General features: G+C 54.1%; 24 protein-coding genes and 1 riboswitch (1 of these 25 cut by a window edge). Of the genes, 22 read left to right on the top strand and 2 right to left on the bottom strand.

Annotated elements, in window-relative coordinates:
• The first annotated feature begins 4 nt into the window (after nucleotides 1-4).
• The 11 genes from V5G20_RS25920 (at nucleotide 5) to V5G20_RS25870 (ending at nucleotide 9515) form a co-directional block, all read left to right on the top strand.
• Nucleotides 5-1276: an AAA family ATPase gene (locus V5G20_RS25920; RefSeq protein WP_003392786.1), complete on the top strand. Its 1272-nt coding sequence runs from the start codon at nucleotides 5-7 to the stop codon at nucleotides 1274-1276.
• Entirely contained in the window at nucleotides 1254-2627 is a 1374-nt protein-coding gene (locus tag V5G20_RS25915; RefSeq protein WP_003392785.1) for a CpaF family protein, read from the top strand. Before V5G20_RS25920 ends, V5G20_RS25915 begins: the two co-directional genes overlap by 23 nt.
• Entirely contained in the window at nucleotides 2621-3541 is a 921-nt protein-coding gene (locus V5G20_RS25910) for a type II secretion system F family protein (protein ID WP_003392784.1), read from the top strand. The genes V5G20_RS25915 and V5G20_RS25910 overlap by 7 nt, the downstream gene beginning before the upstream one ends.
• A gap of 13 nt (nucleotides 3542-3554) precedes the next feature.
• A complete protein-coding gene (locus V5G20_RS25905) occupies nucleotides 3555-4451 on the top strand; it encodes a type II secretion system F family protein (protein ID WP_003392782.1) in 897 nt (298 codons plus the stop codon).
• Nucleotides 4452-4486: 35 nt separating this feature from the next.
• A complete protein-coding gene (locus V5G20_RS25900; protein ID WP_338462757.1) occupies nucleotides 4487-5380 on the top strand; it encodes a hypothetical protein in 894 nt (297 codons plus the stop codon).
• A gap of 185 nt (nucleotides 5381-5565) precedes the next feature.
• Nucleotides 5566-7293, top strand: a complete 1728-nt coding sequence (locus V5G20_RS25895; protein ID WP_338462755.1) for a hypothetical protein — start codon at nucleotides 5566-5568, stop codon at nucleotides 7291-7293.
• Nucleotides 7294-7322: 29 nt separating this feature from the next.
• Nucleotides 7323-8000, top strand: coding sequence for an SLAP domain-containing protein (locus V5G20_RS25890; protein ID WP_171506023.1), 678 nt, complete (start codon nucleotides 7323-7325; stop codon nucleotides 7998-8000).
• 31 nt (nucleotides 8001-8031) lie between these two features.
• Entirely contained in the window at nucleotides 8032-8205 is a 174-nt protein-coding gene (locus V5G20_RS25885; protein ID WP_003393138.1) for a Flp family type IVb pilin, read from the top strand.
• Nucleotides 8206-8213: 8 nt separating this feature from the next.
• Nucleotides 8214-8732 carry an A24 family peptidase gene (locus V5G20_RS25880; RefSeq protein ID WP_024984299.1) on the top strand — a complete coding sequence of 173 codons (519 nt, stop codon included), beginning with the start codon at nucleotides 8214-8216 and terminating at the stop codon, nucleotides 8730-8732.
• Nucleotides 8711-9127, top strand: a complete 417-nt coding sequence (locus tag V5G20_RS25875; RefSeq protein WP_003393141.1) for a TadE/TadG family type IV pilus assembly protein — start codon at nucleotides 8711-8713, stop codon at nucleotides 9125-9127. Before V5G20_RS25880 ends, V5G20_RS25875 begins: the two co-directional genes overlap by 22 nt.
• Before the next feature lie 40 nt (nucleotides 9128-9167).
• Complete coding sequence (locus V5G20_RS25870) at nucleotides 9168-9515, top strand: TadE/TadG family type IV pilus assembly protein (RefSeq protein WP_338462752.1); 348 nt, start codon at nucleotides 9168-9170, stop codon at nucleotides 9513-9515.
• Between the two features lie 38 nt (nucleotides 9516-9553).
• Here V5G20_RS25870 and V5G20_RS25865 read toward each other — a convergent pair whose 3' ends face one another.
• Nucleotides 9554-10306, bottom strand: coding sequence for a hypothetical protein (locus V5G20_RS25865; protein WP_003393144.1), 753 nt, complete (start codon nucleotides 10304-10306; stop codon nucleotides 9554-9556).
• 17 nt (nucleotides 10307-10323) lie between these two features.
• Nucleotides 10324-10668, bottom strand: coding sequence for a DUF192 domain-containing protein (locus V5G20_RS25860; protein ID WP_003393146.1), 345 nt, complete (start codon nucleotides 10666-10668; stop codon nucleotides 10324-10326).
• Between the two features lie 98 nt (nucleotides 10669-10766).
• Here V5G20_RS25860 and V5G20_RS25855 point away from each other — a divergent pair, with 98 nt between their 5' ends.
• The 11 genes from V5G20_RS25855 to V5G20_RS25805 form a co-directional block, all read left to right on the top strand.
• A complete protein-coding gene (locus tag V5G20_RS25855; RefSeq protein WP_052259778.1) occupies nucleotides 10767-13631 on the top strand; it encodes an AAA family ATPase in 2865 nt (954 codons plus the stop codon).
• Nucleotides 13618-14055 (top strand): hypothetical protein, encoded by a 438-nt coding sequence (locus V5G20_RS25850; RefSeq protein WP_003393150.1) that lies wholly within the window; start codon nucleotides 13618-13620, stop codon nucleotides 14053-14055. The genes V5G20_RS25855 and V5G20_RS25850 overlap by 14 nt, the downstream gene beginning before the upstream one ends.
• Nucleotides 14056-14060: 5 nt before the next feature.
• Nucleotides 14061-14648 carry a hypothetical protein gene (locus V5G20_RS25845; protein WP_243015056.1) on the top strand — a complete coding sequence of 196 codons (588 nt, stop codon included), beginning with the start codon at nucleotides 14061-14063 and terminating at the stop codon, nucleotides 14646-14648.
• An 11-nt stretch (nucleotides 14649-14659) separates the two neighbouring features.
• On the top strand, nucleotides 14660-15868 hold the full coding sequence (locus V5G20_RS25840; RefSeq protein WP_003393156.1) for a WG repeat-containing protein: 1209 nt from the start codon (nucleotides 14660-14662) through the stop codon (nucleotides 15866-15868).
• Between the two features lie 106 nt (nucleotides 15869-15974).
• Nucleotides 15975-17087 carry an S-layer homology domain-containing protein gene (locus V5G20_RS25835; protein ID WP_003393157.1) on the top strand — a complete coding sequence of 371 codons (1113 nt, stop codon included), beginning with the start codon at nucleotides 15975-15977 and terminating at the stop codon, nucleotides 17085-17087.
• Between the two features lie 243 nt (nucleotides 17088-17330).
• On the top strand, nucleotides 17331-18269 hold the full coding sequence (locus tag V5G20_RS25830) for a phosphotransferase family protein (RefSeq protein WP_024984304.1): 939 nt from the start codon (nucleotides 17331-17333) through the stop codon (nucleotides 18267-18269).
• A 65-nt stretch (nucleotides 18270-18334) separates the two neighbouring features.
• A riboswitch (SAM riboswitch) is annotated at nucleotides 18335-18456 on the top strand.
• Nucleotides 18457-18585: 129 nt separating this feature from the next.
• Nucleotides 18586-19611 carry a sugar ABC transporter substrate-binding protein gene (locus tag V5G20_RS25825; RefSeq protein ID WP_024984305.1) on the top strand — a complete coding sequence of 342 codons (1026 nt, stop codon included), beginning with the start codon at nucleotides 18586-18588 and terminating at the stop codon, nucleotides 19609-19611.
• Between the two features lie 76 nt (nucleotides 19612-19687).
• Nucleotides 19688-21172: a sugar ABC transporter ATP-binding protein gene (locus tag V5G20_RS25820; RefSeq protein ID WP_003393162.1), complete on the top strand. Its 1485-nt coding sequence runs from the start codon at nucleotides 19688-19690 to the stop codon at nucleotides 21170-21172.
• Between the two features lies 1 nt (nucleotide 21173).
• Nucleotides 21174-22169 carry an ABC transporter permease gene (locus V5G20_RS25815; protein ID WP_327925700.1) on the top strand — a complete coding sequence of 332 codons (996 nt, stop codon included), beginning with the start codon at nucleotides 21174-21176 and terminating at the stop codon, nucleotides 22167-22169.
• Nucleotides 22170-22454: 285 nt separating this feature from the next.
• Nucleotides 22455-24122, top strand: a complete 1668-nt coding sequence (locus tag V5G20_RS25810) for a catalase (RefSeq protein WP_170208381.1) — start codon at nucleotides 22455-22457, stop codon at nucleotides 24120-24122.
• Nucleotides 24123-24427: 305 nt separating this feature from the next.
• Nucleotides 24428-25918, top strand: partial view of an ATP-binding protein gene (locus V5G20_RS25805; RefSeq protein WP_081787832.1) — the 5' portion only. 3 nt of this gene lie beyond the right edge of the window; 1491 of the gene's 1494 nt are visible here — the first part of the coding sequence; it begins with the start codon at nucleotides 24428-24430; the stop codon falls past the right edge of the window.

The raw sequence follows: 25918 nt of genomic DNA, 5'->3' as shown, positions 1-25918 counted from the left end.
AGAGATGGAGTACGACAACACGACTGCAAGCGCAACCTCGTTTATCCGAGTGGCTGTAGCGGATACGGATCGTGAGCATACACAGGACATTCAACACTATTTTGAACAAAATCACCCGACCATTCGCGTGGTTGCGCAAGTCCGTTCCCTGGCAGAGCTGTATGCCTACTGCGGGGCCCATGATGTAGATGTGGTATTGATCAACCTGGATTTGATGCCGAACCCGCAAGAGGAGATCATTCAGATCAGGAATCGCCGGGTAGCCAAGATCATGATTTGGACGGACCAGATGGAAAAGCTGCGGAAGCTGCAGGTGGATCTCCACGGCGGAACCGTAGAGTTCGTCTATAAATACATCCCGTACGATTTGCTGGCTCCCCGGATCTATTCTTTTACGCCGGGACATACGCAGCCTGTCCAAAGCAAGGCGGCGGTGAACGAGTTTCTGGGCAATCAGGAAACGCGAAAAGTATTGTTCTTTTCTCCGAAGGGAGGGGTAGGGAAGACGACGCTGGCGATCAACACGGCCTGCCAGCTGGCACTAAAAGATAAGAAGGTGCTGCTTGTCGACTTCGCTACCTTCGGACAAATATCTGCCTATCTGTATTTGCCCCGGACCCGGGGATTGACAGATGCGATCAGGATGATCGAGCAGGGAATCGGACAAAAGGATGACCTCGTGGCGACTCTCAAAGAGTCGGTTCACCAGGTCGAGGTAGAGGGGAAAAAGCTGCATGTTCTGAGTGCGGCTACGCATTTCAAGATGAGCAACATGACGCTGGACATGACCGACAAAATATTGGAGGGATTGGAGGCGCTCGACTACGAGGTAATCGTCATGGATACATCGACCGACCTCTCCCCGAAAAATATCGCTCTGCTGAGCGCAGCGACCGATCTGTTCTACGTGACGACGACGGATGTGGTCGCCAACTGGTCGCTCTTGTCCACCTTTGATATCGTCGAAAAGCTGAACCGGCCGCTCCAATCCCGTTATTTGGTGCTCAATCGCTACCATTCGTCGATCGGGTTCCCGACCTCGGAGCTGGAGGAGATCCTCTCCATGCCAATCGCGGAAACCATCCCGGATATGTATCAGCAGATACAAGGCTTTACGAACCGGGGAATCTCGCTCGTCGAGAGACCCCATCTGAAGATCAACAGGTACTACCGGCGTATTGCACACTTCATCTGTCCGGTTTTTACAAAAAGAGAGCTGGGCAAGGGCTTCAGCTTGCGGGGGGTGTTTACACGTGCGGGTAGAAGAGGCCATTAGGCAAAAGAAGGCGGGTGCGACCGGCGAGGGCCCGGCAGAAGGGCGTGCGCAGGAAACCGTCCAGCTTCCCGAGCTGAAACAGGCTGTCCGCGAGCGAATCATCGAGCAGAACAAAAAGGATCAACAGCTGCTGAGCCAGCCGGAGCTGCTTCGCCAGGTGATCTGGAAAGTGCTTGAAGAGGAGAGCGAGTCCCGCTTCGGCCATGCCCTTCTCACCTTGGAAGAAAAGCGGACAATGGTCGAAGAAATTGTCCAGCAGCTGGTCGGCTACGGAATTATTGATCCGTTGGTGAAGAACGAGCAGATCACAGAGATCATGATCAACGGAATTGAACGGATTTTCATTGAGGAAAAAGGGAGAATGCGCCGGGCGATGACGGAAAAAGGCGCCCCGCTGCAGTTCGAGTCCGAGTCGGAGCTGCTGCACCTGATCGAAAAAATCGTGGCCCCGATCAACCGCAAAGTGGATGAAAGCGATCCGATCGTGGATGCCCGGCTCGCCGACGGTTCGCGCGTAAACGTAGTCATCCGTCCGATCTCGCTGTCCGGGCCGATCGTAACGATTCGGAAGTTTCCTGAAAATCCTTACACCATGCAGGAGCTGGTGGAGCTGGGGGCCCTTTCCCCTCAAATAGCAGAGTGGCTCGAAAAGCTGATTTGTGCCCGGTACAACATCGTGGTTTCCGGGGGAACCGGCTCGGGGAAGACCACGTTTCTCAATGCGCTCAGCATGTTCATTCCGCAGACGGAGCGGGTGATTACGGTAGAGGATGCGGCCGAGCTGAAGGTCACTCATATTGAAAACCTTGTCCGCCTGGAGACGCGGCCGCCCAACGTAGAAGGGAAAGGCGCCATCGCCATTCGCGACCTGGTACGGACAGCGCTCCGGATGCGTCCTGACCGGATTGTCGTCGGGGAGGTCCGCGGAGGAGAGGCCGTTGACATGCTGCAGGCGATGAATACGGGCCACGACGGCTCGCTGACGACGGGCCACGCCAACTCGGCGCGCGACATGCTGTCTCGTCTCGAGACGATGGTACTGATGTCGGGACTGGAACTGCCTCTCCCCGCCATCCGCAGGCAGATTGCCTCTGCGGTAGAGATTATCGTTCACCTGGGCCGCCTTCGCGACGGCTCCCGCAAGGTCCTGCAAATCTCGGAAATCCGTGATTACGTCGATGGCGAAATCGAGTGCGTCGACCTGTTTCGCTGGAGGATGGAAGGCATGGATGAGGACGGTCGGCTGCGGGGGGCTCTCGTTCCGACCGGCGAGCCGGTCATGCAGATGGAGAAATGGCTGTCCAGGGGATACGGAGAAACCATGTTTGAAGCGGAGGAGTTGAGATGCTAGGGACATATGTAGCGGTCATGGTCTCTTTGTACGTATTGCTCCGTTCCTTCATCGAGCTTTTGTACGTGCTGATTTACGGGGAATTTCCGCAAAAAAAGTGGCTGACCCGGCAGTTTGACCGCTTGCGTCATATTGAAACAAAGAAGGAGCGGGCCGGGCTGTCGCGATGGCTGCAACTGGGATCGTCGTCGGATACGAAGCTGCTTGACTATCTCTTGATCGCCGTTTCGGTCGTGTCGCTGTTTTTCTTTGGCATGCTGCTGTTCCAAAACGAGTTTTACGCAGCCTTGTTTGGCGTACTTGGGCTTTTCGTTCCGCGGGCCATAAAGAAAAGAAGGCAGGAAAAACTGCGTCAGATCATGGTTCTCCAGTTTCGCGAGGCGATTTTGTCCATCGCAAGCTCGCTGAAGGCAGGTTCCTCCCTGCAGGTCGCGCTCCTGCGCAGTCAGCAAGACTTGGCGAAGCAGCTCGGCCATAAAAAGGATCGCCCCATGCTGGATGAACTGGAAAAGCTCAATCGGGACATCCATTTTGGCGTATCGCTGGAGGAAGCGCTGCAAAAATTCCGCGATGCCGTCAATCAGGAGGACGTCACGCAATTCGTCAACGCGGCCCTCATCACGAAATCGCGCGGCGGCAACCTGGCCGAGGTCATTCAAAATACGACGATGATGATCACCGACAAGATTACGGTCCAGCAGGAAATCATGGTGGCGACAGCTCAAAAGCGAATGGAGGCAAAAATGCTCACATTCATGCCCCTCGGTATTGTGCTGGCGATCATGGCGCTCAATCCGGGCTATATGCAGCCGATGTACGATTCCTGGGTCGGGTCGTCATTGATGTTCCTAGCCGCTCTGATGCTGGTCGCCAACTACTTCCTCGGCCGCGCCATCACGAAGATCAATATATAGTGGGTGAATGTTTATGCCGACGCTGATTGCCTGCTTCACATTCGTACTGGTCGTCATGCTCTTTTTGCCGACCAAATGGCTGCAGGTGCAAAAAGTAAAAAAGGGCTTTGTCTTTATGTCATCCTACGTGACTTCTTCCACCACTCGAAAAACCGGTCTCGTACACCTCATCACTCCTTTCGTGATGAGCATGATGGCTGCTTTGCGGCTTCGCATCCGTCCGAAACAGCGCAAGGATATCCAAACCAAGCTGATTCACGCAGGGTTGGCCGAGAACTGGACCGTGGAGAATTTCGTAAGCGTCCAGGCGGGATCGGCTGTACTGGCCGGCTTGTACTTTCTGTTTCTGGGCTGGGCAAACGGGAATTCCGACTATTACCTCATCGCCATAGGAGCCGTACTGATTGGATACTTCCTGCCGCAGCAATGGATCAGGCAAAAGATCAAAAGCAGGCAGGAATCGATACGCCGTGAGCTTCCGCATCTGCTAAACGCTGTCGCTATCATGTGCGAGGCGGGACTTCATCTCTTTCCCGCTCTCCGCGAAGTAGCGACTCGCCAAAAGGGAGTGCTCGCCCGGGAGCTGTTGACGGTCGTCAATGATGTGGCCTACGGCGTGGGACAAATCGAGGCTTTGGAGCGGATGGCCGATCGCTGTCAGGTAGAAGAGGTAAGCCGGTTTGTCTCGGCCCTGTCGCAGACGATCGAGCGGGGGGCTTCCGGGATCACCGGCGTGCTTCGCCAGCAAGCCTCGGAGGTGTGGGAGGACCGCAAGAAAAAAGCGCAAAGACTGGGTGCGGAAGCTTCTTTGAAGCTGTTCCTGCCTTTGCTGCTGCTTGCCTTTCCGGCGATGACCATATTTATGCTGGGACCTGTGTTTATTGAGTTGGCTCGGTTTGTCATGAATTAAGCGATTTGTCCATGTACGAACAAGGAGGACTGACAATGAAATTGCTATGGATCATGTCGCCGGCAAAGGGTGTTTTCAAAACAGCGCTGTCCCCGTTTAAGCGCGGCTTGCAGCAGATATACATGAGCTCGGAGATGGTTGTGGACGGCGAAGCTTATCGTCTGGTGGGCATCTATCCAATGTCTGTGCTGCTTCGGATGGAAACGAATTTTGAGAAATTCGCCATCGTGGATCAAACAGGCCGGTTGGTCCCAGACCAGAACGTGACGCAGCGCTGTCTGCGAATGTACCAGTTGATCGTGACACTCGACAACAACGCCGGTTATCTCAAAAAAAATTTGGCTGTCGATCCTCAGTCGTTTGTGCCGATCATCCGGCACGTGGAGGAATTGGGAAAGAAGGTGCTGGATCGTCTCGGGGAGGAGCAGGGGAGAGCGGCACAGGCTCACCTGGATGGCTACAAGCAGTACCTGAAACAAGGAGCACAGCTCGGTGAGCGCATTAACTCATCGGGAAGAGAGGTTTTGCGGCGGCTCGAGCCGATCAAGGCGGGCCAGCCGCTGAGGGAGCAAGAGGTGGCTCAGCTTGACAAAGCGATGCTGGATTTCATGGATGACTCGCGGAAAAGAGTGCTGGTCCTTCTGGAGTCGCATACAGCCCGCACGGAAACAAAGCGACTGCTCTCTGAAGCGCTGGCCCAGAAATGGCTTGGTGCCGGTGAGGAGAAGCTAGCTCAGAACATCGTCGCTTTACTGGAGAATTCCTTTCAGGTGGAGCGGGTCTCAATAGCGGAGCGCGGTGTGCAAACACTTGAGCAGGCAATCTGGACAGCCAAGAACGAAACAAGGGATTTTATCGGCAAGCATACCGCTGATTTGCTGAGGCAAAAATGGCTCCTCGGAGCGGAAGGAAGCAGCATACAGGCATGACTGACCATCCGAGAGGAGCGCGTAGAAAGGGGGGTGGTAGCTGCGATAACAAATACAAAATCTGTTGGAGGAGGTGGATCTCTCCCTATACGACCGCATAAAAACCTTCCGGCAAAGCGCTATTCATTCATCCTTGCAAAGTCTTCGATGGAGGTTTTTTTACTAAGCAGGAAGGAAGGTAGATCATGTACAGGTGGTTCAGGAAAAAACAGAGTAGGCGTCTGATCGCCGGTGTGTCTGTTTTCCTCATCGTGCTGCTCAACTTGCTATGGTTTGCCGTGCCTTCAGAGATGGTGTCGGCAAACGAGAAACCCACTCCCAACATGATCAAGGCAGATGAAAAGAACGACGTAAAGCCGGGATCTGGAGCAAACGGGGCAGCACCCGGAGCCTTGCCGGATGGAAAGGGACAGGACGACACTGCCTACAAGGCCGGAAAGACATTCAATAATACATTTACGTATGTACTGGAGGTCGCCAAGGCAGTAGAGAGCATCAGCAGCTCCCCGAGCGGAGGCAACATCATTGTGGGAACCCTCGGCGTCGTAGCCTCCGGGTCAAAGATTTTCAACGAAGCAGGAGATACCCACTGGAGCGTGCAGCTGATCGAGAAAGGGATAGACCCTGCTCTCAAGGCTGTGGAATTCCGGGCAGCTTTCAACTATCAAACCGTGTTTACAGGCGCAGTCAATACCGCCGCGAATGTAAGCTGGTGGACGAAGCTGAAAAACGAGTTCGCCTGGACGACGCTGCAAAACGGGCCAGCCAGCGTTTTTCTGGCCAAAGTCGGGGCGCCGTTCGCCGCGATTTCCGCTGGATTCGGTGTGTATGATGTCGTTCAGGGAGCGAAGAACAACGACGGCTGGAAAATCGCAGAGGGCTCCGTCGATATCATCGGAGGTCTTGCCGGAGTGGCGTTGCCGTTCCTGCTTGCGACGCCTGCTGCACCGATCGTGGCGGGGATTGCACTTGGAGCGGCAGTCGTGTCCACAGCTCTGAAGTATCGGAAAGAAATTGCCGCAGCCGCCAAATGGGTGTGGAACAAAGGCAAAGAATTGGGCCGATACGCATGGAACGCGACGAAAAACTTTGCCGCAAATACGTGGTCCGCAATAAAGAAGACAGCGAGCCAGGCTTGGAGTGCAACAAAGCAGGCTGCAAGCAGGGCGTGGGCCGCGACGAAGAAGACAGCTAGTCGTGCTTGGGCCGCGACGAAGAAGACAGCGAGCCGTGCTTGGGCCGCGACGAAGAAGACAGCTAGCCGTGCTTGGGCCGCAACGAAGAAAACAGCGAGCCGTGCTTGGGCCGCGACGAAGAAGACAGCGAGCCGTGCTTGGTCTGCAACGAAGAAAACAGCGAGCCGCGCTTGGTCTGCAACGAAGAAAACAGCGAGCCGCGCATGGTCCGCAACGAAGAAGACAGCGAGCCGCGCATGGTCCGCAACGAAAAAGACAGCGAGCCGTGCCTGGTCTGCAACGAAGAAGACAGCGAGCCGCGCATGGTCCGCAACGAAGAAGACAGCAAGCCGTGCCTGGTCTGCAACGAAGAAGACAGCGAGCCGCGCATGGTCTGCAACGAAAAAGACAGCGAGCCGCGCATGGTCCGCAACGAAGAAGACAGCGAGCCGCGCATGGTCCGCAACGAAGAAGACAGCAAGCCGTGCTTGGTCCTCGACAAAGAAGACAGCAAGCCGTGCCTGGTCTGCAACGAAGAAGACAGCAAGCCGTGCTTGGTCTGCAACGAAGAAGACAGCGAGCCATGCTTGGTCTTCGACGAAGAAGACGGCGAACCGCGCATGGTCTTCGACGAAGAAGACAGCAAGCCGGGCGTGGAGCTCGACACGCAAGGCAGCCAGCTCTGCACGAAACGCAATCGGAGGCTTCTTCAGCAATGTACGAAAGTCATTTGGTTGAGTCGACCGGATGATGGAAAGGACGTTACCATGCAACTGAAAAAGATAAGCAGCATCATGATGGCGACGTGCCTGCTCCTCTTTCTCGCCGCTTGCGGCGGGGAGAGCAGCACGTCCGCCCCTGCTACCGGACCGGAGAACGGAGCTGACCGGAAGCTTCAGTATCGCGCTGAACAACTGGCGAATCTGCAGCAAGAAGATCTGGAGGAGCGGATAAAGCAGTTGGAAGCGGTAAAGGATCAGCTAAAAGCAAAAAGGGATGAAATCATCGGCCAAGGCGGAAAGTGGGTCGAATCGAAGCTTTCCGTATTGGAGCATCAAGAACCATTTCGAACAGAGGAAATGAAAAAATATTTGACGACACTGATGGATCTCTATCTGCCGCTGGCTGAAGGCAGCGTGGATGTCGTTCCAGTGACGGCAGCCTACCAGGAGGACGGCTCGCTTCTCGCGGTGATGCTGCTGCGAAATGGCGTACCAGGGAAAACACTGACGTCTGCCGACCTTTCGAAAGCTGTGCTGACGATTTACCAAGCAGATGGACAAAAGGTAGTCGAGGTTCCGTTTGCTCCGAATGCTCAGGACATTGGCAGTCTTTCGACAGGGGAAGCACGTCCGCTCAGCATCGTCGTTGACAAGAAGGACGTTCTGAACAGCAATTATTCATTTCAGCAGGAAGGGTATGTTTTTACACTGCAAGGCTTCTAAATCAATCAACCATTCAATGGAGGGATTCGCAATGAAACAAGCACTGGTGAAATTTTGGAAAGAAGAAGAAGGACAGGCGCTCAGCGAGTACGGCTTGATTCTCGGCATCATCGCGATTGCCGCCATCGCTGGCCTGGTCGCCATGAAGGATAAGATTGTCAAAGTATTTAAAGATATTGCTGACGGTCTTGGCAAGGGCAGCTGAGTTTGGAAATGTTCACATACGGCCTTTGCCTGTTCGGTCTGACGATCGCGCTTATCTTTGACGTGTGGAAATATCGAATCCCCAACCTGTTGACAGTATCACTCGCGCTGGCCGGACTGGCAAACGGCACCATTCTGTACGGCTGGTCCGGCTTCGTGGAGCATCTTTTGGGCTTGCTGGCCGGACTTGGAATATTTCTTGTCCCTTACCTGATGGGAGCCTTTGGCGCAGGTGATGTAAAAATGATGGGCAGCATCGGTGCGGTCATGGGTCTTCCCTTTATCGTCACCAACAGTTTTGTCGTGATCGCAGTCGGCGGAGTCATCGCAGCCGGGATCGTTGTCGCTGCGCGAGGCTTTAAAGGGACATGCGAGTTGCTCTATCTCTTTATTGTCTATTTGTGTAGCGGAAAGCTGAAGGACTTTTTACATGTGCTGAAAGATCGCTCCCAGCCGGTATTTCCGTACGGCATCGCAATATTTATCGGAACGGTGGTGACCATGTATTGGGGATCCGCAATCGTCTGAGACAACTTGTCAAAAGAGAAGAAGGGCAGGCCATCACGGAATTTGCGATTGTCCTGCCTGTCATGATCCTGCTGATCACGGGCATCCTCGTTTTTGGACATATGATGTACGCCAAAACCCTCGTGGTCTTGTCTGCCAGCCAGGGAGCGCGGGTGGGCGGCGCTGTCTGGGATGATGAGGGGGCAGGAGCCGCGCGGGCCAAAATCCGCAACACCGCCCTGTCCATTCTAACGAACGGCCTGAGCGGGTCTCACGATGTCCAGATCCGGGAAACGGGAAATGACATCAGCGTGACAGTCACTTATGACTACCCGGTGACGATCCCGATCATCAGCGCGTTTTTCTCCAATCCTGTTGTAAAGCTTGAGCATACGGCTGTCTATAAAGTGCTATAGCGGTGGGACAAAAATCCTGAGCAGGAAAGAATGAGGTCAGATGAAAATACCAGCGAAGTGGAAAAAGGAATGGAAACGAAAGTGGGGCCGGTGGAAACGGGACGAAAAGGGCGGCGCCCTGGTGCTGTTCGCCGCTTTTCTTCCTGTCCTTGTGGCTGTGGCCGGGCTGGTCATTGACACCGGGGTGATCGCCTATCATCAGGCGAAGCTGTCCGAGGCCACTGACGCTGCTGCCTGGGCGGGACTGGATTCGTATGACCGCGATCTCTGGAATGTAGAGCCGCCCGAAGAACCGCAGGTCGTGCTTGTACCGGGCGAAGTCATGAAAATGTTTGGCATCCAGGGGACCACCTTGTCCGCATCTGCGGAGGCGAGGATGGAAGAGTAAAGGACGGCCACCCGCGACCGTCCGTACAAGATACGGTATTACATTCTGCTGCTCTCCTCTTGGTATACGTCGAAATCGAATGCTTCTTTTCTTGTGCGAAGCTCCAGGTACAGCAGGTAGTAGGCGGCGCCCTCAAACGGCAATATCAGCATTTCGCGTATGAGGAAGAGCAGGAAGGCTATCGCCGGCTGACTGGCAATTGCCGGAAACAAAAAGCCGGGCAAGTATTGCAGGACTGCTCTCACGACGGCAAAGATCAGGATGATGCCCAGGACGCGAAGCGTGGAGCCCTTTACCAAAAAGAGACTTCGCTTCAGTGCCGCGATCGCCCCCATCCCTTCAAAGGCGATCACCTGAGGAAAGACGGTAAACCAGATCATGAGCAAAATGCCCGGAATAATCAGCAGTAGCGTACCTAATGCCACCCCTGCAAATTCAAGCAGGCTGGCAAGGATAACGACGGGCACCAGGCTGCCAAAGGCCGTCAGCGCCTGAAGCTGCTGATCCCATTGTGTTCCCAAATGAGATCGTTTCAAAACGATTCCCATGTAGACGAAATAGAGGGACAGCAGAATGCCGTTGACTGGCGTCATGATCAGCGGGCTGAACGCTTCCTTCAACTGCTGGGACTGTGCCCATCCTGTCAGCGCTTGCTCTGACCAAAAGAGAAGGGAAACGATCAGGAACAGGAAGGGAAACTGGCTGAGCCAGATCCGTTTCCCCGTTTTCAGACTATGGCCCAGAAGAACTGAAATGGGCTGAGGTTGGATATTCGATGGCTGAATGATCATGGTCACGATTCCTTTCGTTAGCTTGTAATTTCCAGTCGATCGCCTATTTCAGTCTGCGTGTTGCGGATCGTATGGGCAGGCAGTTCGATAACATAGGCCGCCCTTTTTATAAACGGAGTATACCGCCATGGTTGCAGCTCCTCCATGAGATGGACGATCTCGCCGTGTTGATCGACAAACAGACAGTCAATGGAAAAACGCATAAACCAGGTATGGACAGCCTTGCACGGGTTTATGATCAATGCCTGTCCCTCCGGGAGCGTGCTTCTCCCGAGCAAGCCGAGCATCCTTGTGACCGACGTGTCGGCACATTTGGCCTGCTGTGCGATCATTCTGTTTTTCGTTGCATTCCAAATCTTCATAAACGCCCCTCCGGGCTGGATATTTTGCCCAATCTGGCATTTGTTCTACATCATAACAATTCTGGATTTTTCTATCAAGCCCATTGAGACGAGGCGGGATGACGAAAGGAAACGATTCAGACATGGCATGGAAAAAGTGGATGCGCATTCTCTTTCCGGAGCTTCAACTGCTTGACCATATACGGGAGCGAGGGTTTTCGGGGAAAAAGGCAGAGCGTCAGCAACAGCCCGAAACATCGCCATTTCGGCAGAGCGGGATGGCCGGGCAAAGCCAATCGCTAGCCTCGTCTGCGGGAAAAGAGACCTTTGGCCCTTTGGCCAGCGGAAGAGAGGCAGTGGCAGATACCGTCCGGGGGTGGAACAAGCATGCCTGGGTCCGGTCCCGGGCCGAGCTGGATGATCTTTTCCCGGCCATCATCGAAGAGGTTAACGGGCAAATCAACCGGCAGGAGCCGTTCGTCTACGAAGTGGCGATCGCCTACAAAAAAAGCTTTTTGCTTCGGGAAAGCGGAAAAGTCCAGCACAGGCTCCTGCTGGCCGGACCCGAAGGGACGGGCAAGCTGCGAACATTATCTTTGCTGCTCGATCAGTTTTGCCGAAAGCGGCTGTTGCCGTACGGCCACGTCACGACGGTCGATTTGGACAGATATGGTGAGCGGGAGGCACATACGCTGTTTCTCCTCGACTGTGCAAATGCCTTTCGGGACGGAATCGGGACGGTTTGCTTCAGAGGCATTGAGCGGGCTGGCCCGGAAATCGTCCAGTACGTTACGAAGCTGTTTGCAGATGGCTTGATCCGGACTCCGGAGGGGGGACAGATAGAGGCCTCCGACTACTTCCTGGTCCTCCATGTGGACCAGCCGTCTCCCAAAAGCGAAACAGCAGGAGCCGCTGAACAAATGGAGCGAAGGACGCTGGAGAAAATGATTTCGCCAGCCGTTCCGCAAGCCCTGGTAAAAAGTCTGGATACGTGCGCGTTCACTGCTGCCCCCGGCCTTGATACTCTGGCGAAGCTGCTGGGAGAAAGGTGTCTGGCGCAAGCAGAAAGGCTCGAAGCGGATATCCGGCTGACCCTTTCTTTTGAAGAGTCCGTTTTTCAAGAGCTCGCCAAACAGGTAGAACAGACAAAACGGTACGAGAAGGCGATTGAGGAATGGGTCACACATGTATTTACCCCGCAATTGCTGGACTGGAGAGCGAGAGGAGTGCTTCGTTCCGATCAGGAGGCGCTGGTGGCTTTCCGGGAGGGAGAGCTCGTTCTCGTCAGCGGAGCGGTCAGCTTGCCGCTGCCGGGTTTGGCGAGAGGGCAGGAGCAGGAGCTTTCAGAAGCTTTGCTGGAGCTGGAGCAGTTGACCGGATTGGACGCCGTTAAGAAATTCGTTCGAGAATGCCTGGATGTCGTGACGGCTGAAAAAAAGCGAAGCCTGACAGGCCAAACGAAGCTTCCCATGTCGATGCACATGGTGTTCTCAGGCAATCCGGGTACGGGAAAAACAACCGTAGCCAGGCTCGTGGCCCGCATCTGGAAAAGCATGGGGCTGCTGTCGGGCGGTCAGTTGGTCGAGGTGACCAGACAGGATCTCGTAGGCGAGTATATCGGCTCCACAGCCGCCAAAACCGCAGAAAGGATAAAGGAGGCGATTGGCGGCGTGCTGTTTATTGATGAGGCATACACACTGTCCCGGGACCCTGCCGATCTGTACGGCCGGGAAGCCATCGATACACTGGTCAAAGCGATGGAGGACCACCGGGACCAGATGATCGTTATCCTGGCCGGCTATACACGGGAGATGGACGCCTTTCTGAAAGTGAATCCCGGTCTTCGCTCCCGCTTTCCGCTGCAGATCGAATTCCCCGACTACACGCCGGAAGAGATGGCGGAGCTTCTGGAGAGAATGGTAATCGGCCGCGGGTACGAAATCCATCCCGATGCCCGTCAGCATTTGCTCGGAATGATTGAAGGCAAGCAGGTACGGGGCCGAAGCGATACCGGAAACGGGCGTCTGGTTCGCAACCTGTTTGAGGAAGCTGTGAGGAGGCAATCAGCTCGTCTGGCCCAGTTGGAAGCGGGGGCGGAAGAGTGGAGGTGGCTGCGAGCTGAAGACTGGGGCATCGGTGATAAGGAGCGCGGTACTGCAGAGAACATAATGGCCGAGCTGGAGGAGGAACTGGCTGCCGTCGTTGGATTGGAGCCGGTCAAATACATGGTCAGGTCTTTGGCGGCACAAATCCAGATCGCACAGCGGCGGAAAGCGGCCGGAATACCCGATGCGGCGGGACAGACGCTGCACATGATTTTCCAAGGGAATCCCGGAACAGGCAAGACGACGGTGGCCCGGATCATTGCGCGGCAGTTGTATCGATTGGGCGTAATCAAGCGGGATGAGCTGATTGAAACGGATCGCTCCGGGCTCGTCGCCGGTTATGTGGGGCAAACGGCACTCAAAACGCGGGAAGTCATCGAGCGTGCGCTGGGGGGTGTGCTCTTTATCGATGAAGCATACGCACTGGCGGGGGCCGAAGGTGACTTTGGCCGGGAAGCGATCGACACGCTGGTCAAGGCGATGGATGATTTTCGCGACAGTCTCGTCGTCATTCTGGCAGGCTACGGCGAGGATATGACCGGGTTTTTGGCAAGCAATCCCGGCTTGCGTTCACGGTTTCCGACGATCATTGAGTTTCCGGATTATACACCTGATGAATTGCTGCAAATCACCCGGCAATTGTTGGCGCAGCGAGGCTATGAGGCTTCTGCTGCGGCAGAGCGAGCCATGCGGCAGCAGTTTGTTCAGACGCAAGGGGACAAGATGGCGGGGAACGGACGCTTTGCCAGGAATCTGTGTGAACGGGCAATACGCTCGCACGCCATGCGCCTGAGCCGAAACAAACACGCAACCATACAAGAGCTGACCATGTTGGAAGAATGCGATGTGGTGGAGGAGGCTATCTATGAAAGCAGCTAAGGCGATGTTCGCGGTCTGTTTCTATCTGCTCCTGCTCCCCTGTGTACTGATCCTGGTCACCATGCCGCTGTTCTCTATCCTCGACATGATCGAGGTAGCCAAGTACGAGGCTCCCCGTCTGGGGTATCCCCTGATTGTGCTGGGAGTGATCGGCGGACTGCTGTTCGCATCCGTCCGGGTGGGAGCCTTGCGAACCTTGTACCGAAAATACCCGGTTTTGCTGCCTTTCCTGCATATCGCTTACTTTATGGCGATTGGAACATCTGCAGGTCTGGAAGTGATGAACCAGTGGGCAGACAGCTTGTTGTTTCCGAAGTGGCTGGCGATAGGAGGAGCGGTCGTGATTGTTCTGGTGACCCGGGTCTTCTTGTCTTACTGGTACTGCAAATATCCGATTAGTCTCACCGTGAGAAAGCAGGGGTGATGCAAGTGGAAGAGTCGCGCCGCATGTCAAGGGGAGATGCGCCTCGGTCATACGCTCCGGACAGCAGAAGCAAACCCGAGCCCCATGATGCGGTCCCCGGCGAAAAAGGAATCGGAAAATCATTTTTGCTGGCAACCATTTTGATTGCCGCGGCCGTCTTCTTTACGGGGGGACAACTGCCGGAGGGGGATGCCGCTCAGATCGTCAATAGCCGGGTCAGCACGTCCGTCGCAGCCGGTGAACAGTTGTTTGCCGAAGAGAATACGGCCGGTTTGGAAGCGAAGGATTTTGTCGTAGAGAGCCCTGCCGACGAAGCGGGGGAGGCAACCATGCTGATTTGGGATTTCAACGCCGAAGACGGAGATCAGATCGAGATCCTTGTCAATGGAAAGTCGGTATACCCCGTACTTACTTTGACGAATCAGCCGGCAGCGATCAGCGTTCCCGTCCCGAGCGTAGTGACGGTAAAAGGCCTAAAAGATGCCGGAGGAGGCATTTCGTACGCTGTGAAGCTTCCTCAGTCCGGTCTTGCTTACTTTAACGCCGTTTCTGTTCAAGGTGTAAATACCTATACGATAAACCTGAAGAATTAGGGGGTGCCACCATGTCCATACAATCGAATACCGGGGAGCCTACTACCCATTACATCAAAGTCGTACCGGCTGAATTGGAGCTGCATCCCGGTCAAACCGCACAGTTGAAGGCGTACCTCGTCTGGATGGATGGACGGGAGGAGGACATTACTGAGCAAGTACGCTGGAGCACAGATCAGCCACAGATTGGCACAGTAACCAAGGCAGGTGCTGTAACTGTAGGTGTGGTCGGAAACATGGTCGTCCTGGCCCAGTATGAGGGGCAGCGGACGGAAACGCACATCCAGGTGACGGCCGCCGCCGGACCAGTCAAAAAGAAGAAGAGCTGGGGCAATCGCAAAAGCCTGATCATCGGAGGAGCGATCGTGGCAGTCACGCTGATTATTAACGGCGTCGCCCTGTCCCAGATGAGCGGCGGAAAAGGCGATTCGGCAAGTGCCCAGCCAGAACCCGCTCCGGCCAGCCAGACCTCCGAGAGCAAAGAACTGCCAGCAGAGGAGACGGAGGAGCCCAATGGGTCCAGCCCCGCAAGTGACGGAGATAGAAAAGATATGCGCTCGTCCCTGTTTGGATTTGCCAAGGAAAAGGCAGTTGCAGCCATAGAGACAGCGTCGAGTCTCAGCGGGCAGGGGAAAGAGCTGGTTCCATCTGTTCCCCCAATGCCGCAGCCAGAGCTGCCAGCGGAACAGGCGGTACAACCGCCAGCAGAAGCGGCAGCGACGCCCAGCCCGGCGGCGACAGCGGAGACTGCCGCAAAAGCCGCTCCTCCGACAGTCGCAAAAAAAGAAGCCGCCCCCAGACCGAAGAAAGAAAGCCCAAAAAAGCAAAGCAAGCCGACTCCTAGCGTACAGCCGCAACCACAACCAGCAAAGCCCAGTCAGGTTGCAGCAAAGCCCGCCCAGCCAAAGCCGCAGCCAAAAGCCGCACCAGCCCCTGTGCTTGTGCCGGTCCAGCAGAACGGGAAATGGGGCTATGTCAAACAGATCAATCCGTTTGACAAGGAGCTGGCGATTGCGTATCAATTCGACCATGCGACAAGCTTTTCCGAAGGGCTCGCTGTCGTGAAAAAGGGAGGGAAGTTCGGGTACATCAACGCCGAGGGAAGCCTCGTCATCGATTGCCAGTACGAGTACGCCACGCCTTTTAAAAATGGCGTCGCCACAGTCAAACAGAACGGGAAGCTGATCCAGATCGATAAAACAGGAGCAGTCCACAAGTAAACGGAAATCCGATAATCGCATGGTATTCCCGTCCGTCAGCATCAGCACGATCACTTACCTAGGGAAAATGTTGCCCGAAGCATTATTTGGAAAGGAGTACTGAGAAATGTACAAACGTTATCTTGCCTGGATCGTTATGTTCGGTCTGTTCGTCCAAAGCTTTTTTGTCCCCGGCGCTTCTGCGGCTCCCGCATACTATGAGGATATTCAGGGGCATTGGGCCCAAAAGGAAATCGAGGAACTGAGCGCACTGAATGTTTACCGCCTCAAGTACGGGTATTTTCATCCGGACAATCCGGTTACCAGGGGCGAAGCGCTGGCTTTGCTGAACCGGGTGCTGGAAGGCATCTATGGTCCCTTGGAAACAGCCAAGCCAAATACGCATGTGGATCAACGGTTCTCTTATAAACAGGAAACGGAACAACTCCTTGCCAATATGCGCGCCATGCTAGACATACAAACCGGATTTGTCAATTCCTTCGATCCGGGAGAAAGCATGCTGTACTACCTGCACTTATCCGAACGTGGAGGTATGAAGCAGCCACAGAAGAACAACATCGACTGGTGGCTGTCCTCCGATTATTTGCAAAAGCCGTTGACCAGAGAAGAAGCGAGCATGATCCTGTTCCATGTCCTGGCTCCTTACAAAATGCGGGCGACAACCCTCAAGCTGGATGAAGTGAAGCCTTACTATACGGGCTACTATCTGTGGAAGCACGATCCCAAATACGAGGATACGGCATCGCCCTATGCGGCAGCGATTTCCGAATTCTATCTCTTTAACGCAGACAAAAATTTTGACCCGAAAAAACAAATGACACGAGCGCAGTTTGCCATCGTCCTGAAACGCTTGCATGATCTTTGGAAACGCGATACGCCTCAGCAGTTCAAGGAAACGCAGCTTCGCCAGAAAAACATCGTCAACCTCTTCCTCACCGCCGCCAATCAGGCGTATGTCCAGAAGGACCCGTCGCGGATCGGGCAGTTTTTCAGCAAGGACGCCCAAGAGTCACTGGAAGAGATCGCTCCGCTCCCTCTGCATGATTACAGCGGCAGCCTGGTGGTCAGGAAAGATGACAGCAATCCGAAGCGATTGTGGGTGACAGGAAGCTATCAGCATACGCTGACAGGAAATTATCAGGTGGAATACTCTTTGGAACAGGAAGAATCAAGCCCGTATGGCTGGAAGATCGTAAGAGTAAATTACCAGCAGAAGTAGTTGGGAATTTGTGGGGGGGATTGGGTCAGGCGCTGGCTTTAGCAGTTGCAGTCCAGGTGAAAAATGCAATGGCTGCACATCCAACTAAAGCGATAAACAGCGATTGACCCGTAAAGCGAGCAAAAGAAGCGGACGGCCCATTCGAGAGCTGTCCGCTTTTCATTTTTCATCTTCTGCGGGAAACCGGGATGATTTGATCACGGGGATAGCGAATATTCCGGAAAAGGCAAAGGAGAGGTGCAAATGACAGAATCAACGGAAAGGGACTGCTTTCAAAGATTGGTTCAAAGGCTTGAACCCCAAAGCAAGCTGGTTCGCTCCTGGGAGTTGAAAGGCGGTGTCTCAGCGCAGGTGACGGCGCTTGAAATCGAGCAGCTTGACGGCAAAAGGAGAAAAGTGGTTGTGCGCCGGCACGGTGCGGCAGACATTGCACAGAATCCCCATGTGGCGGCAGATGAATTCAAGCTGATGGAACTCCTGAAGTCTGTGGGGGTGGCCGCGCCAGTGCCATTTTTCCTGGATCAATCAGGCGAGATTTTTTCCACGCCGTACGTCGTGATTGAATACATCGAGGGAAAGACTGAGTTCACTCCTGCCGATGTGACCGACCACGTTTTCCAGCTAGCTGCGCAGCTTTCCAGGATTCACAGTGTGGACGTCTCGAAGCTGGATTTGTCCTTTTTGCCCAAACTGGAGAAGGCATGTACCGAGAAAATCGAAAAACGGCCGGCAATCACAGATGAATCGCTGGGTGAGGGACGCATTCGGGATGTGCTGGAGGCAGTCTGGCCATTGCCTTCGCGGAATCCATCCGTACTGCTGCATGGAGATTTTTGGCCAGGAAATGTAATGTGGAGGGACGGACAGCTTGCTGCAGTGATCGACTGGGAGGACGCGCAGCTCGGAGATCCGCTCGCGGATGTTGCCAACGCCAGACTGGAGATTCTGTGGGCATTCGGCATCGAGGCGATGCTTCGTTTTACCGGTCGCTATCAATCCTTGACGAAGTTCGATTTTACAGACCTGTCTTACTGGGATCTGTTCGCAGCTTTGCGCCCGGCTTCCAAAATATCCGACTGGGGACTCGATGCGTCTACGGAACAAAAGATGCGGGAGGAGCACAGTTGGTTTGTCGCCCAGGCATTTGAAAAGATAGGGACAGGGAAGGGGAAAAAATCCTAGTTGACAGGTTTGAAAGCAGCCATTATATTCTGTATATACAAAAGGTTTTGATATGAGAATATGAACTCTTATCCAGAGAAGGCTGAGGGACTGGCCCAATGAAGCCCGGCAACCTAGCGCAAAGGAACACGTTTCTTTTGAGCCAAGGTGCTAACTCCTACAGGTAGCGATACCTGACAGATGAGAGGCGAAAATCCGCTGATTTAAGCCTCTTTCATCTGGAAAGAGGCTTTTTTGATGGAGCAAATGGATGTCGATTCCGGTTCAAAACCGCAGAACAGCGTACCGTGTTACTTTAAAAAGGGGGTTTTCCGATATGAAAAAGAAGTTTAGTTTGATTGGATCGCTTATCCTTTCTGCGTCTCTTTTGCTGACAGCTTGCGGCGGGGGCAACAGCGCGTCTTCCGGAAACGGCGGAGCGGGTGGCGGCTCCGGCGAGAAAGCAAAACGGATCGCGCTCGTGATGCGGCAAAACGTAGGCACATTCTCGGCTCAGTACATTGCCGGCGTCAAAGCCGAAGTAGAAAAGAACGGCGGAGAGCTGACTGTTTTCAACGCAGATACCGATCTGTCCAAAATGGCTTCCAACCTGGATGCGGCGGTCAACCAGCGTTTCGACGGCATTCTGATTGACCACGGCACTGCAGAAGCACTGCAGCAAGGAGCAGAAAAGGCTGTGAAGCAAAACATCCCGCTCGTGCTGTTTGATACAGACATCAAGCTTCCCGGGGTTCCGGTAGTAGAGCAGGATGACCAGAAGCTGGCTGAGCTTAGCCTGGAGAAGCTGGCTGAAGATACCGGCGGCAAAGGAAACATCGTGAAAATTTGGGTGGCTGGCTTTGCACCGATGGAAAAACGCCAGATCACGTACGAAGCCTTTTTGAAGAAATATCCGGATATCAAGGAGGTTGCCGCTTTCGGCAGCGCCACCAACAACACCGCGCTGGATACGCAATCGCAGATGGAAGCCATTCTGAAGAAGTATCCAAACAAAGGAGATATTACAGCGGTCTGGGCTTCCTGGGATGAGTTCGCCAAAGGAGCGACCCGCGCCATTCAGCAAGCCGGCCGTACCGAGATCAAAGTATACTCGATCGATTTGAGCGACGAAGACCTGCAGCTCATGCAGGATCCCTCTACCTCGTGGGTAGCGACTGCAGCGGTAGACCCGGGCAACATCGGACGGATTCAAGCCCAAACCGTCTTCAAAAAAATCAACGGCGAGCAGGTGCCGGACAGCGTCAAACTGAATCCTGTGCTGGTCAAGCGAGACGATTTGCCGACGGACAAGAAAATCACGATGGGAGATCTCTCCCAGTACGTGAAAGAATGGGGCAAGTAATCCTGCATAGATGGTGTAGCGTAATCCCGTTGATCATCCATCAACGGGATTCTTCCTTAATAAGGGGGGACAGAAAATGACGACTTTGCAGATGAACGGCATCATGAAGCAGTTCTCTGGCGTACCCGCGCTCCGTTCCGTCGATTTCGAAGTGAAAGCGGGAGAAGTTCACGCTCTGCTCGGAGCCAACGGAGCGGGGAAGAGCACGCTGATGAAGATTTTGACGGGAGCCTATGTGGCGGACGGAGGCTCCATTGTGATTGATGGCAGGGAGGCCGCGATCCAGTCGCCGCAGGATGCCAAAGCGCTCGGGATTCAATGCGTCTATCAGGAAGTGGATACGGCGCTGATCCCGTACCTCAGTGTAGCGGAAAACATATTGCTCGATCGCCAAATCCAAGCAAAGGGCTTGATCAGCTGGCGCCGCTTGTATGAAGAGGCGGAAGCGATTCTCGCAAGGTTTGGCTTTTCCATTCCTGTGAAAAAGCAGGTGGAAGCCTGTACGCTGTCCGAAAAGCAGCTGATCCTGATCGCCCGGGCGACGGTACAGCAGGCCCGATTCATTATTTTTGACGAACCGACAGCTCCGCTCAGCAACACGGAAACAGAGCGGCTGTTTCAGATCATCGAGCAGTGCAAGCAAGCGGGGTTGGGCATTATCTACATCTCCCACCGGCTGCCGGAAATTTTTCAAATCTGCGACCGGATCACCGTCATGCGCGATGGACAACGGATCTCTACCAAAGAGACGGCGGACACAACGATGGACGAGGTCATCGCCGCGATGCTGGGCAAGACATTCTCCGAGGAGTTCCCGAAGACCCAGGTGCCGATCGGCGAGACCATCCTGGAAGTGAAAAACGCCAGAGGAGGCAAGGTTCGCCGAGCGGACCTGCATGTGCGCGAGGGAGAAATCGTCGGTGTCGTCGGCCTGGTTGGAGCAGGGAAGACGGAGCTGGCACGTCTGCTGTTCGGCGCGGATGAGTGGGAGGATGGCAAGCTGATTGTAAACGGCAGGGCTTTGCGGCTTCGCACGCCGAAAGAGGCAGTCCAGGCGGGGATCGTCCTCGTGCCGGAGGAGCGCCGCAAGGAAGGGATATTCGTAGAGGAGTCGGTCGCCCGCAATCTGTCGGTGGCTACCCTGGCCAAATGGTCGCCAAGGGGCTTTGTGAAGCAAAGACTGGAGTCGGAGCAAGCCGAGAAGATCGTCCGAAAACTGGGGGTAAAGACAGCGGGCATTCGTCAGCCTGTCGGCCACTTGAGCGGGGGAAACCAGCAGAAGGTCGCTATCGGAAAATGGCTGGATACGGATGCGCGCATCTTTATGTTCGACGAGCCGACGAAGGGTGTGGACATCGGGGCGAAAAGCGACATTTACCGCCTGATCGGCTCGCTCGCCGCGGAGAAAAAAGGCATCCTGTATTTTTCCTGCGAGTTTCCCGAGGTGCTGGGGATTGCGGACCGGATCCTCGTCATGTTCGAGGGACAAATCGTAAAAGAGCTGAGCCGGGAAGAAGCGACCCAGGAGTCAATCATGTATTACGCAAGCGGGGGTGAATAAGATGGAAGCAAAAAAATACAGCTTGTTTGATTTTGTTTATAAATACGGAACAGTTGCCGTGATCGCCATCGTCATCCTGCTTTTTAGCCTGACCAATCCTTATTTCTTTACCTATGCCAACATCACGGATATTTTGCGCTCCATCTCCATCGTCACATTTGTGGCCGTCGGTGTTACGTTTTCCTTGATTGTCGGCGGATTCGACCTGTCTGTCGGTTCGACCGTCTCCTTGACTACCGTTGTCTCCGCATCGATGATGGTCTGGTACGAACAAGGAGCGGTCGCGACATTGACGGTTCCGATCGTTCTGGCCGTTCTGGTGGGCTTGATCAACGCGCTGTTGGTCGTGAAGATTCGGATTCCCGACCTGTTGGCGACCTTGGCGATGCTGTACATCGTAAACGGCGTCCATATGACCTATTCAAAGGGCTACTCGATCTACGCCAATATGCCGATGGAGGACGGGACGACTGCTCCGGGCAAATTTCAGGAATGGTTTCTCTGGCTGGGGCAAGGCGAGATTCTCTCCGTACCGGTGCCTGTGCTGCTTACCTTTTTGCTGGTGGCGGTCACGCATATTTATTTGACCTATACGAGACAAGGGCGCATGCTTTATATGACCGGAGGGAATGTGGAAGCGGCACGGCTCTCCGGAATACCCGTGAACCGGTACCGGACGCTTGCTTACGTGCTCTCTGCCCTGTTTGCCGGACTCGGAGGGATGCTCTTGGCTGCGCGAATCGGAACCGGTCAGGTGAGCAGCGGAGGCTCCATGCTGATGGATGCGGTGGCCGCGGCGTTTGTCGGTTTCTCTGTATTTGGCGCAGGCAAGCCCAATGTATTCGGCACCTTCGTCGGGGCCATCCTGATCGGTGTCCTGCTGAACGGCATGACGATGCTGAATCTTCCTTATTATGCGTATGACATCATTAAAGGAATTGTCCTGGCGCTGGCATTGGCAGTCACGTACTATCAATTGCGCAGAAAGCGGGCGTAGGAAGGATTGGAGTCAATCCTTTGCTGACTTGGAAGCCAAATGAAAGTCGCTACATACAGGGCGCAGCAGAAGAAGCCAGTTTTCAGGCTCACTTTAGGCTGTGCCCTGTAGCGGTTTTGCCGACCAACATCTCCAGAGTGTTACACATTCGTATGTGGCATGAAATTCCCTCTCTAATGGTTTCGCAGGCAATTTTTGCATAAAGCTACCCCCGCAGGAAGATATTACATATGTGCAACCAAAAAACGTGCAAGCAAGCTATTTGACTGAAAGCGGGGGAATGCAATGAGTGATGTTCATCAGGAACGAGGAGCGTCAGCGGAAGGAGAGAACGGGACCTCGGTAATGGGTGCCGGCGGCGTATACGACAAAAGAATGACTGCGGGGGAGGGCGAAGATTCTCTCACCAACCGGCAAGGACACCCCATTACGGACAATCAGAACATGAGGACGGTGGGCAGAAGAGGCCCCACGACACTGGAGAACTACGATTTTCTGGAAAAAATCACCCATTTTGACAGGGAACGCATTCCGGAGAGGGTCGTTCATGCGCGCGGGACAGGTGCCCATGGCTATTTTGAAGCGTACGGCAAAGTGGGAGACGAGCCTATAGCCAAGTACACCAGGGCCAAGCTGTTTCAGGAAGCGGGCAAGCGCACACCCGTGTTTGTCCGGTTTTCCACGGTCACCCACGGCATCCACTCGCCGGAGACATTGCGCGATCCGCGCGGCTTTGCCGTCAAATTCTATACGGAAGACGGCAACTGGGATCTGGTAGGCAACAACCTGAAAGTGTTTTTCATTCGGGATGCGATGAAGTTTCCGGACCTGATTCACGCGTTCAAACCGGACCCGGTGACCAATATTCAGGACCAGGAGCGCATCTTTGACTTCATCTCCAACACCCCGGAAGCCATGCATATGATTACGTTTCTTTTCTCTCCGTGGGGCATCCCGGCCAATTATCGCCAGATGCAGGGCTCGGGCGTCAATACGTACAAGTGGGTCAACAAAGAGGGCGAAGCCGTTCTGGTGAAGTACCATTGGCAGCCGCTTTCCCAAGGCATCAAGAACCTCACGCAAAAGGAAGCCCAAAAAATTCAGGCACAAAATTTCAACCACGCTACTCAGGACTTGTACGAAGCAATCGAGCGAGGCGAGTACCCGGAGTGGGAGCTCTGTGTCCAGATCATGAGCGATGACGAGCATCCGGAGCTTGATTTTGATCCATTGGACCCGACCAAGCTTTGGCCGGAGGAACAATTTCCGTTTCTCCCTGTAGGCAAAATGGTGTTGAACAAAAATCCGGAAAACTACTTTGCGGAGGTAGAGCAAGCATCCTTCGGGACGGGCGTACTGGTCGACGGACTGGATTTTTCCGATGACAAGCTGCTGCAGGGGCGGACGTTTTCCTACTCTGACACACAGCGTTATCGGGTAGGCGCCAATTATTTGCAGCTTCCGATCAACGCTCCGAAAAAACGCGTAGCCACCAATCAGGAAGGCGGTCAAATGCTCTACCATGTGGACAGGACCAATCCGCATATCAACTACGAGCCGTCCACGATTGGGGGACTGCGTGAGGTCGTGCAGGAAGAAAAGGACCACGAGCCGTACGTAGCGGGAAATGTGGTGCGGCAAAAAATTGACCGGACCAATGACTTCAAACAGGCCGGGGAGCGTTACCGGATGTTCGAGGACTGGGAGCGGGACGATCTGATCGAAAATCTGGTAAACGCCTTGCGCGTCTGCAGGAAGGAAATTCAGGACAAGATGATCGAGATGCTAACAAAATGCGATCCCGATTACGGCCGTCGCGTCCGGGAGGGTCTGGAGCAGGCCGGCAGCAAGGATTCGGGAAAATTGGGGACGGGCGGTCCGATCGGCACAGAAAACGCTGGAGCAGCAGTGAAGGAAGCCGAAAGAAAAGGGCATCAGGCTGATCCCTATTAAGGATGGAAAGGCCGTTTCGCACGAGAGCGTGACGGCCTTTTTATATTGTTTATCAATAATGGAAGTATTTGTATCGGGTGTTTGTAATAGCCAAGACATCAAAACAGAACAGGGAATGGTAAGAAAGTCCCGTTTTCGCTGCTTCTTTTGCCCGAATACCCACATAAAATAAAGAAAAGGACAACCCGCAGAAATCGTCACAATCCACCATGTTTCTTGAAGTTTTTTACATTTGATGTAGAATGATGAGAGGTTGCAAACGAATATCCGAAACTGGATGCACGCGTCAAGATAGAAGACCATGGATGAATGGCGGTGAACACGCTTTGGAAAAAATACAATGGCTGCGTCAAATGGCGGCAAAGCATCCCGAGGACGCCCAAACGCACTTCTGGTTAGGAAAGGAACTGGCCGAAAACGGTTTGTGGCTGGAAGCGATCAGTTCATATTCTGCAGGACTCACATATTGCGAGAATGAGGAATTGCGCAATGACTTTATTCGGGAGCTGTCACTGGCCACACAACAGCTGCAGCAACAGGCAACGGGCAGTGCTGCTGCCCCGGCTGTCCAGAAGAACTCCTCCGCCGCCTCGGCTACAGGGATGAGCAATGTCGCGCCTCTGGCCAAAGGGATGGAAACAGAAAACATCGGAGAGAAAAACGAGGCTCCCCCCCAAGAAACAGATCATAAAAGAGATGGCCGCAACCATTCGCTGCAAAATGATTTCGGGGAAGACGATGAGAAATACGATGAAGCCGAACAGAAATACGATGAAGCCGATGACGACAACAGCGATTACGAGGATGACCGTTATGCTGGCAGCCAGGGAACTGGAGCGGGCAGACAAAACCACTCCTACAAAGTAAAGAACCATCCGGGCCTAAAAATTATCGATGGCGGCCAACGGGAGAAAAAAGAGGAACTGCCAACGTTAAACAAGGTCACGTTTGAGGATGTGGCAGGCCTGCATGAATTGAAGAAAACGATTCGCTTGCGGATAATAAGCCCGTTTTTCAATCAAGGCCTGTTCTCCAAGTTCCGCAAAAAAGTGGGCGGCGGCGTATTGCTGTACGGCCCTCCCGGTTGCGGGAAAACGTTCGTGGCGAGAGCGACTGCAGGAGAATGCAAAGCCACCTTCGTCCCGGTGCACATCACCGATATTCTGGACCCGTATATCGGAGTGAGCGAGCAGAATCTGAAAGCCATGTTTGACAAGGCGCGTCACCATAAACCGAGCATTATGTTTTTTGATGAGATCGATACGATCGGCTACAATCGTTCAAAATCTTCATCCAATTACATGCGGGGCGTGATCGATACCTTTTTGTCGGAAATGGAAGGCATTGATACCAGCACCGATCAGGTTTTGATCATTGGAGCTACCAATCTCCCTTGGGATGTAGACAATGCACTGAAGCGGCCGGGGCGGTTTGACCGGTTGATTTTTGTTGCGCCGCCAGATTTGGAAGCGCGTGAGCAAATGTTCACGCTGAAGCTGCACGGACGATTTGCCAAAGGAATCGATCCCCATTGGCTGGCCAAGCACACGGAGTTCTTTTCCGGGGCTGACATTGAAAATGTGTGTGAGCGGGCAGCGGAGCTTGTTCTGGAGGAAATCTTGGAGACCGGCGTGGAGCGCCCGATCATGATGAAGGATTTGGAGACGGTTTTGAGCGAGGTGAAGCCGACCACCCTGGACTGGCTGCGCACGGCGAAGAACTATGTCAAATATTCCAACCACAGCGGGCTTTACAACGATATAGAGGCGTATTTGCGCAAGTTTGGCAGACAGATT

The sequence above is a fragment of the Brevibacillus borstelensis genome (assembly GCF_036700025.1).
GTDB lineage: Bacteria > Bacillota > Bacilli > Brevibacillales > Brevibacillaceae > Brevibacillus > Brevibacillus borstelensis.
Note: the sequence above shows the minus strand (reverse complement) of the source record. Positions and strands in the feature narration are given on the sequence as shown.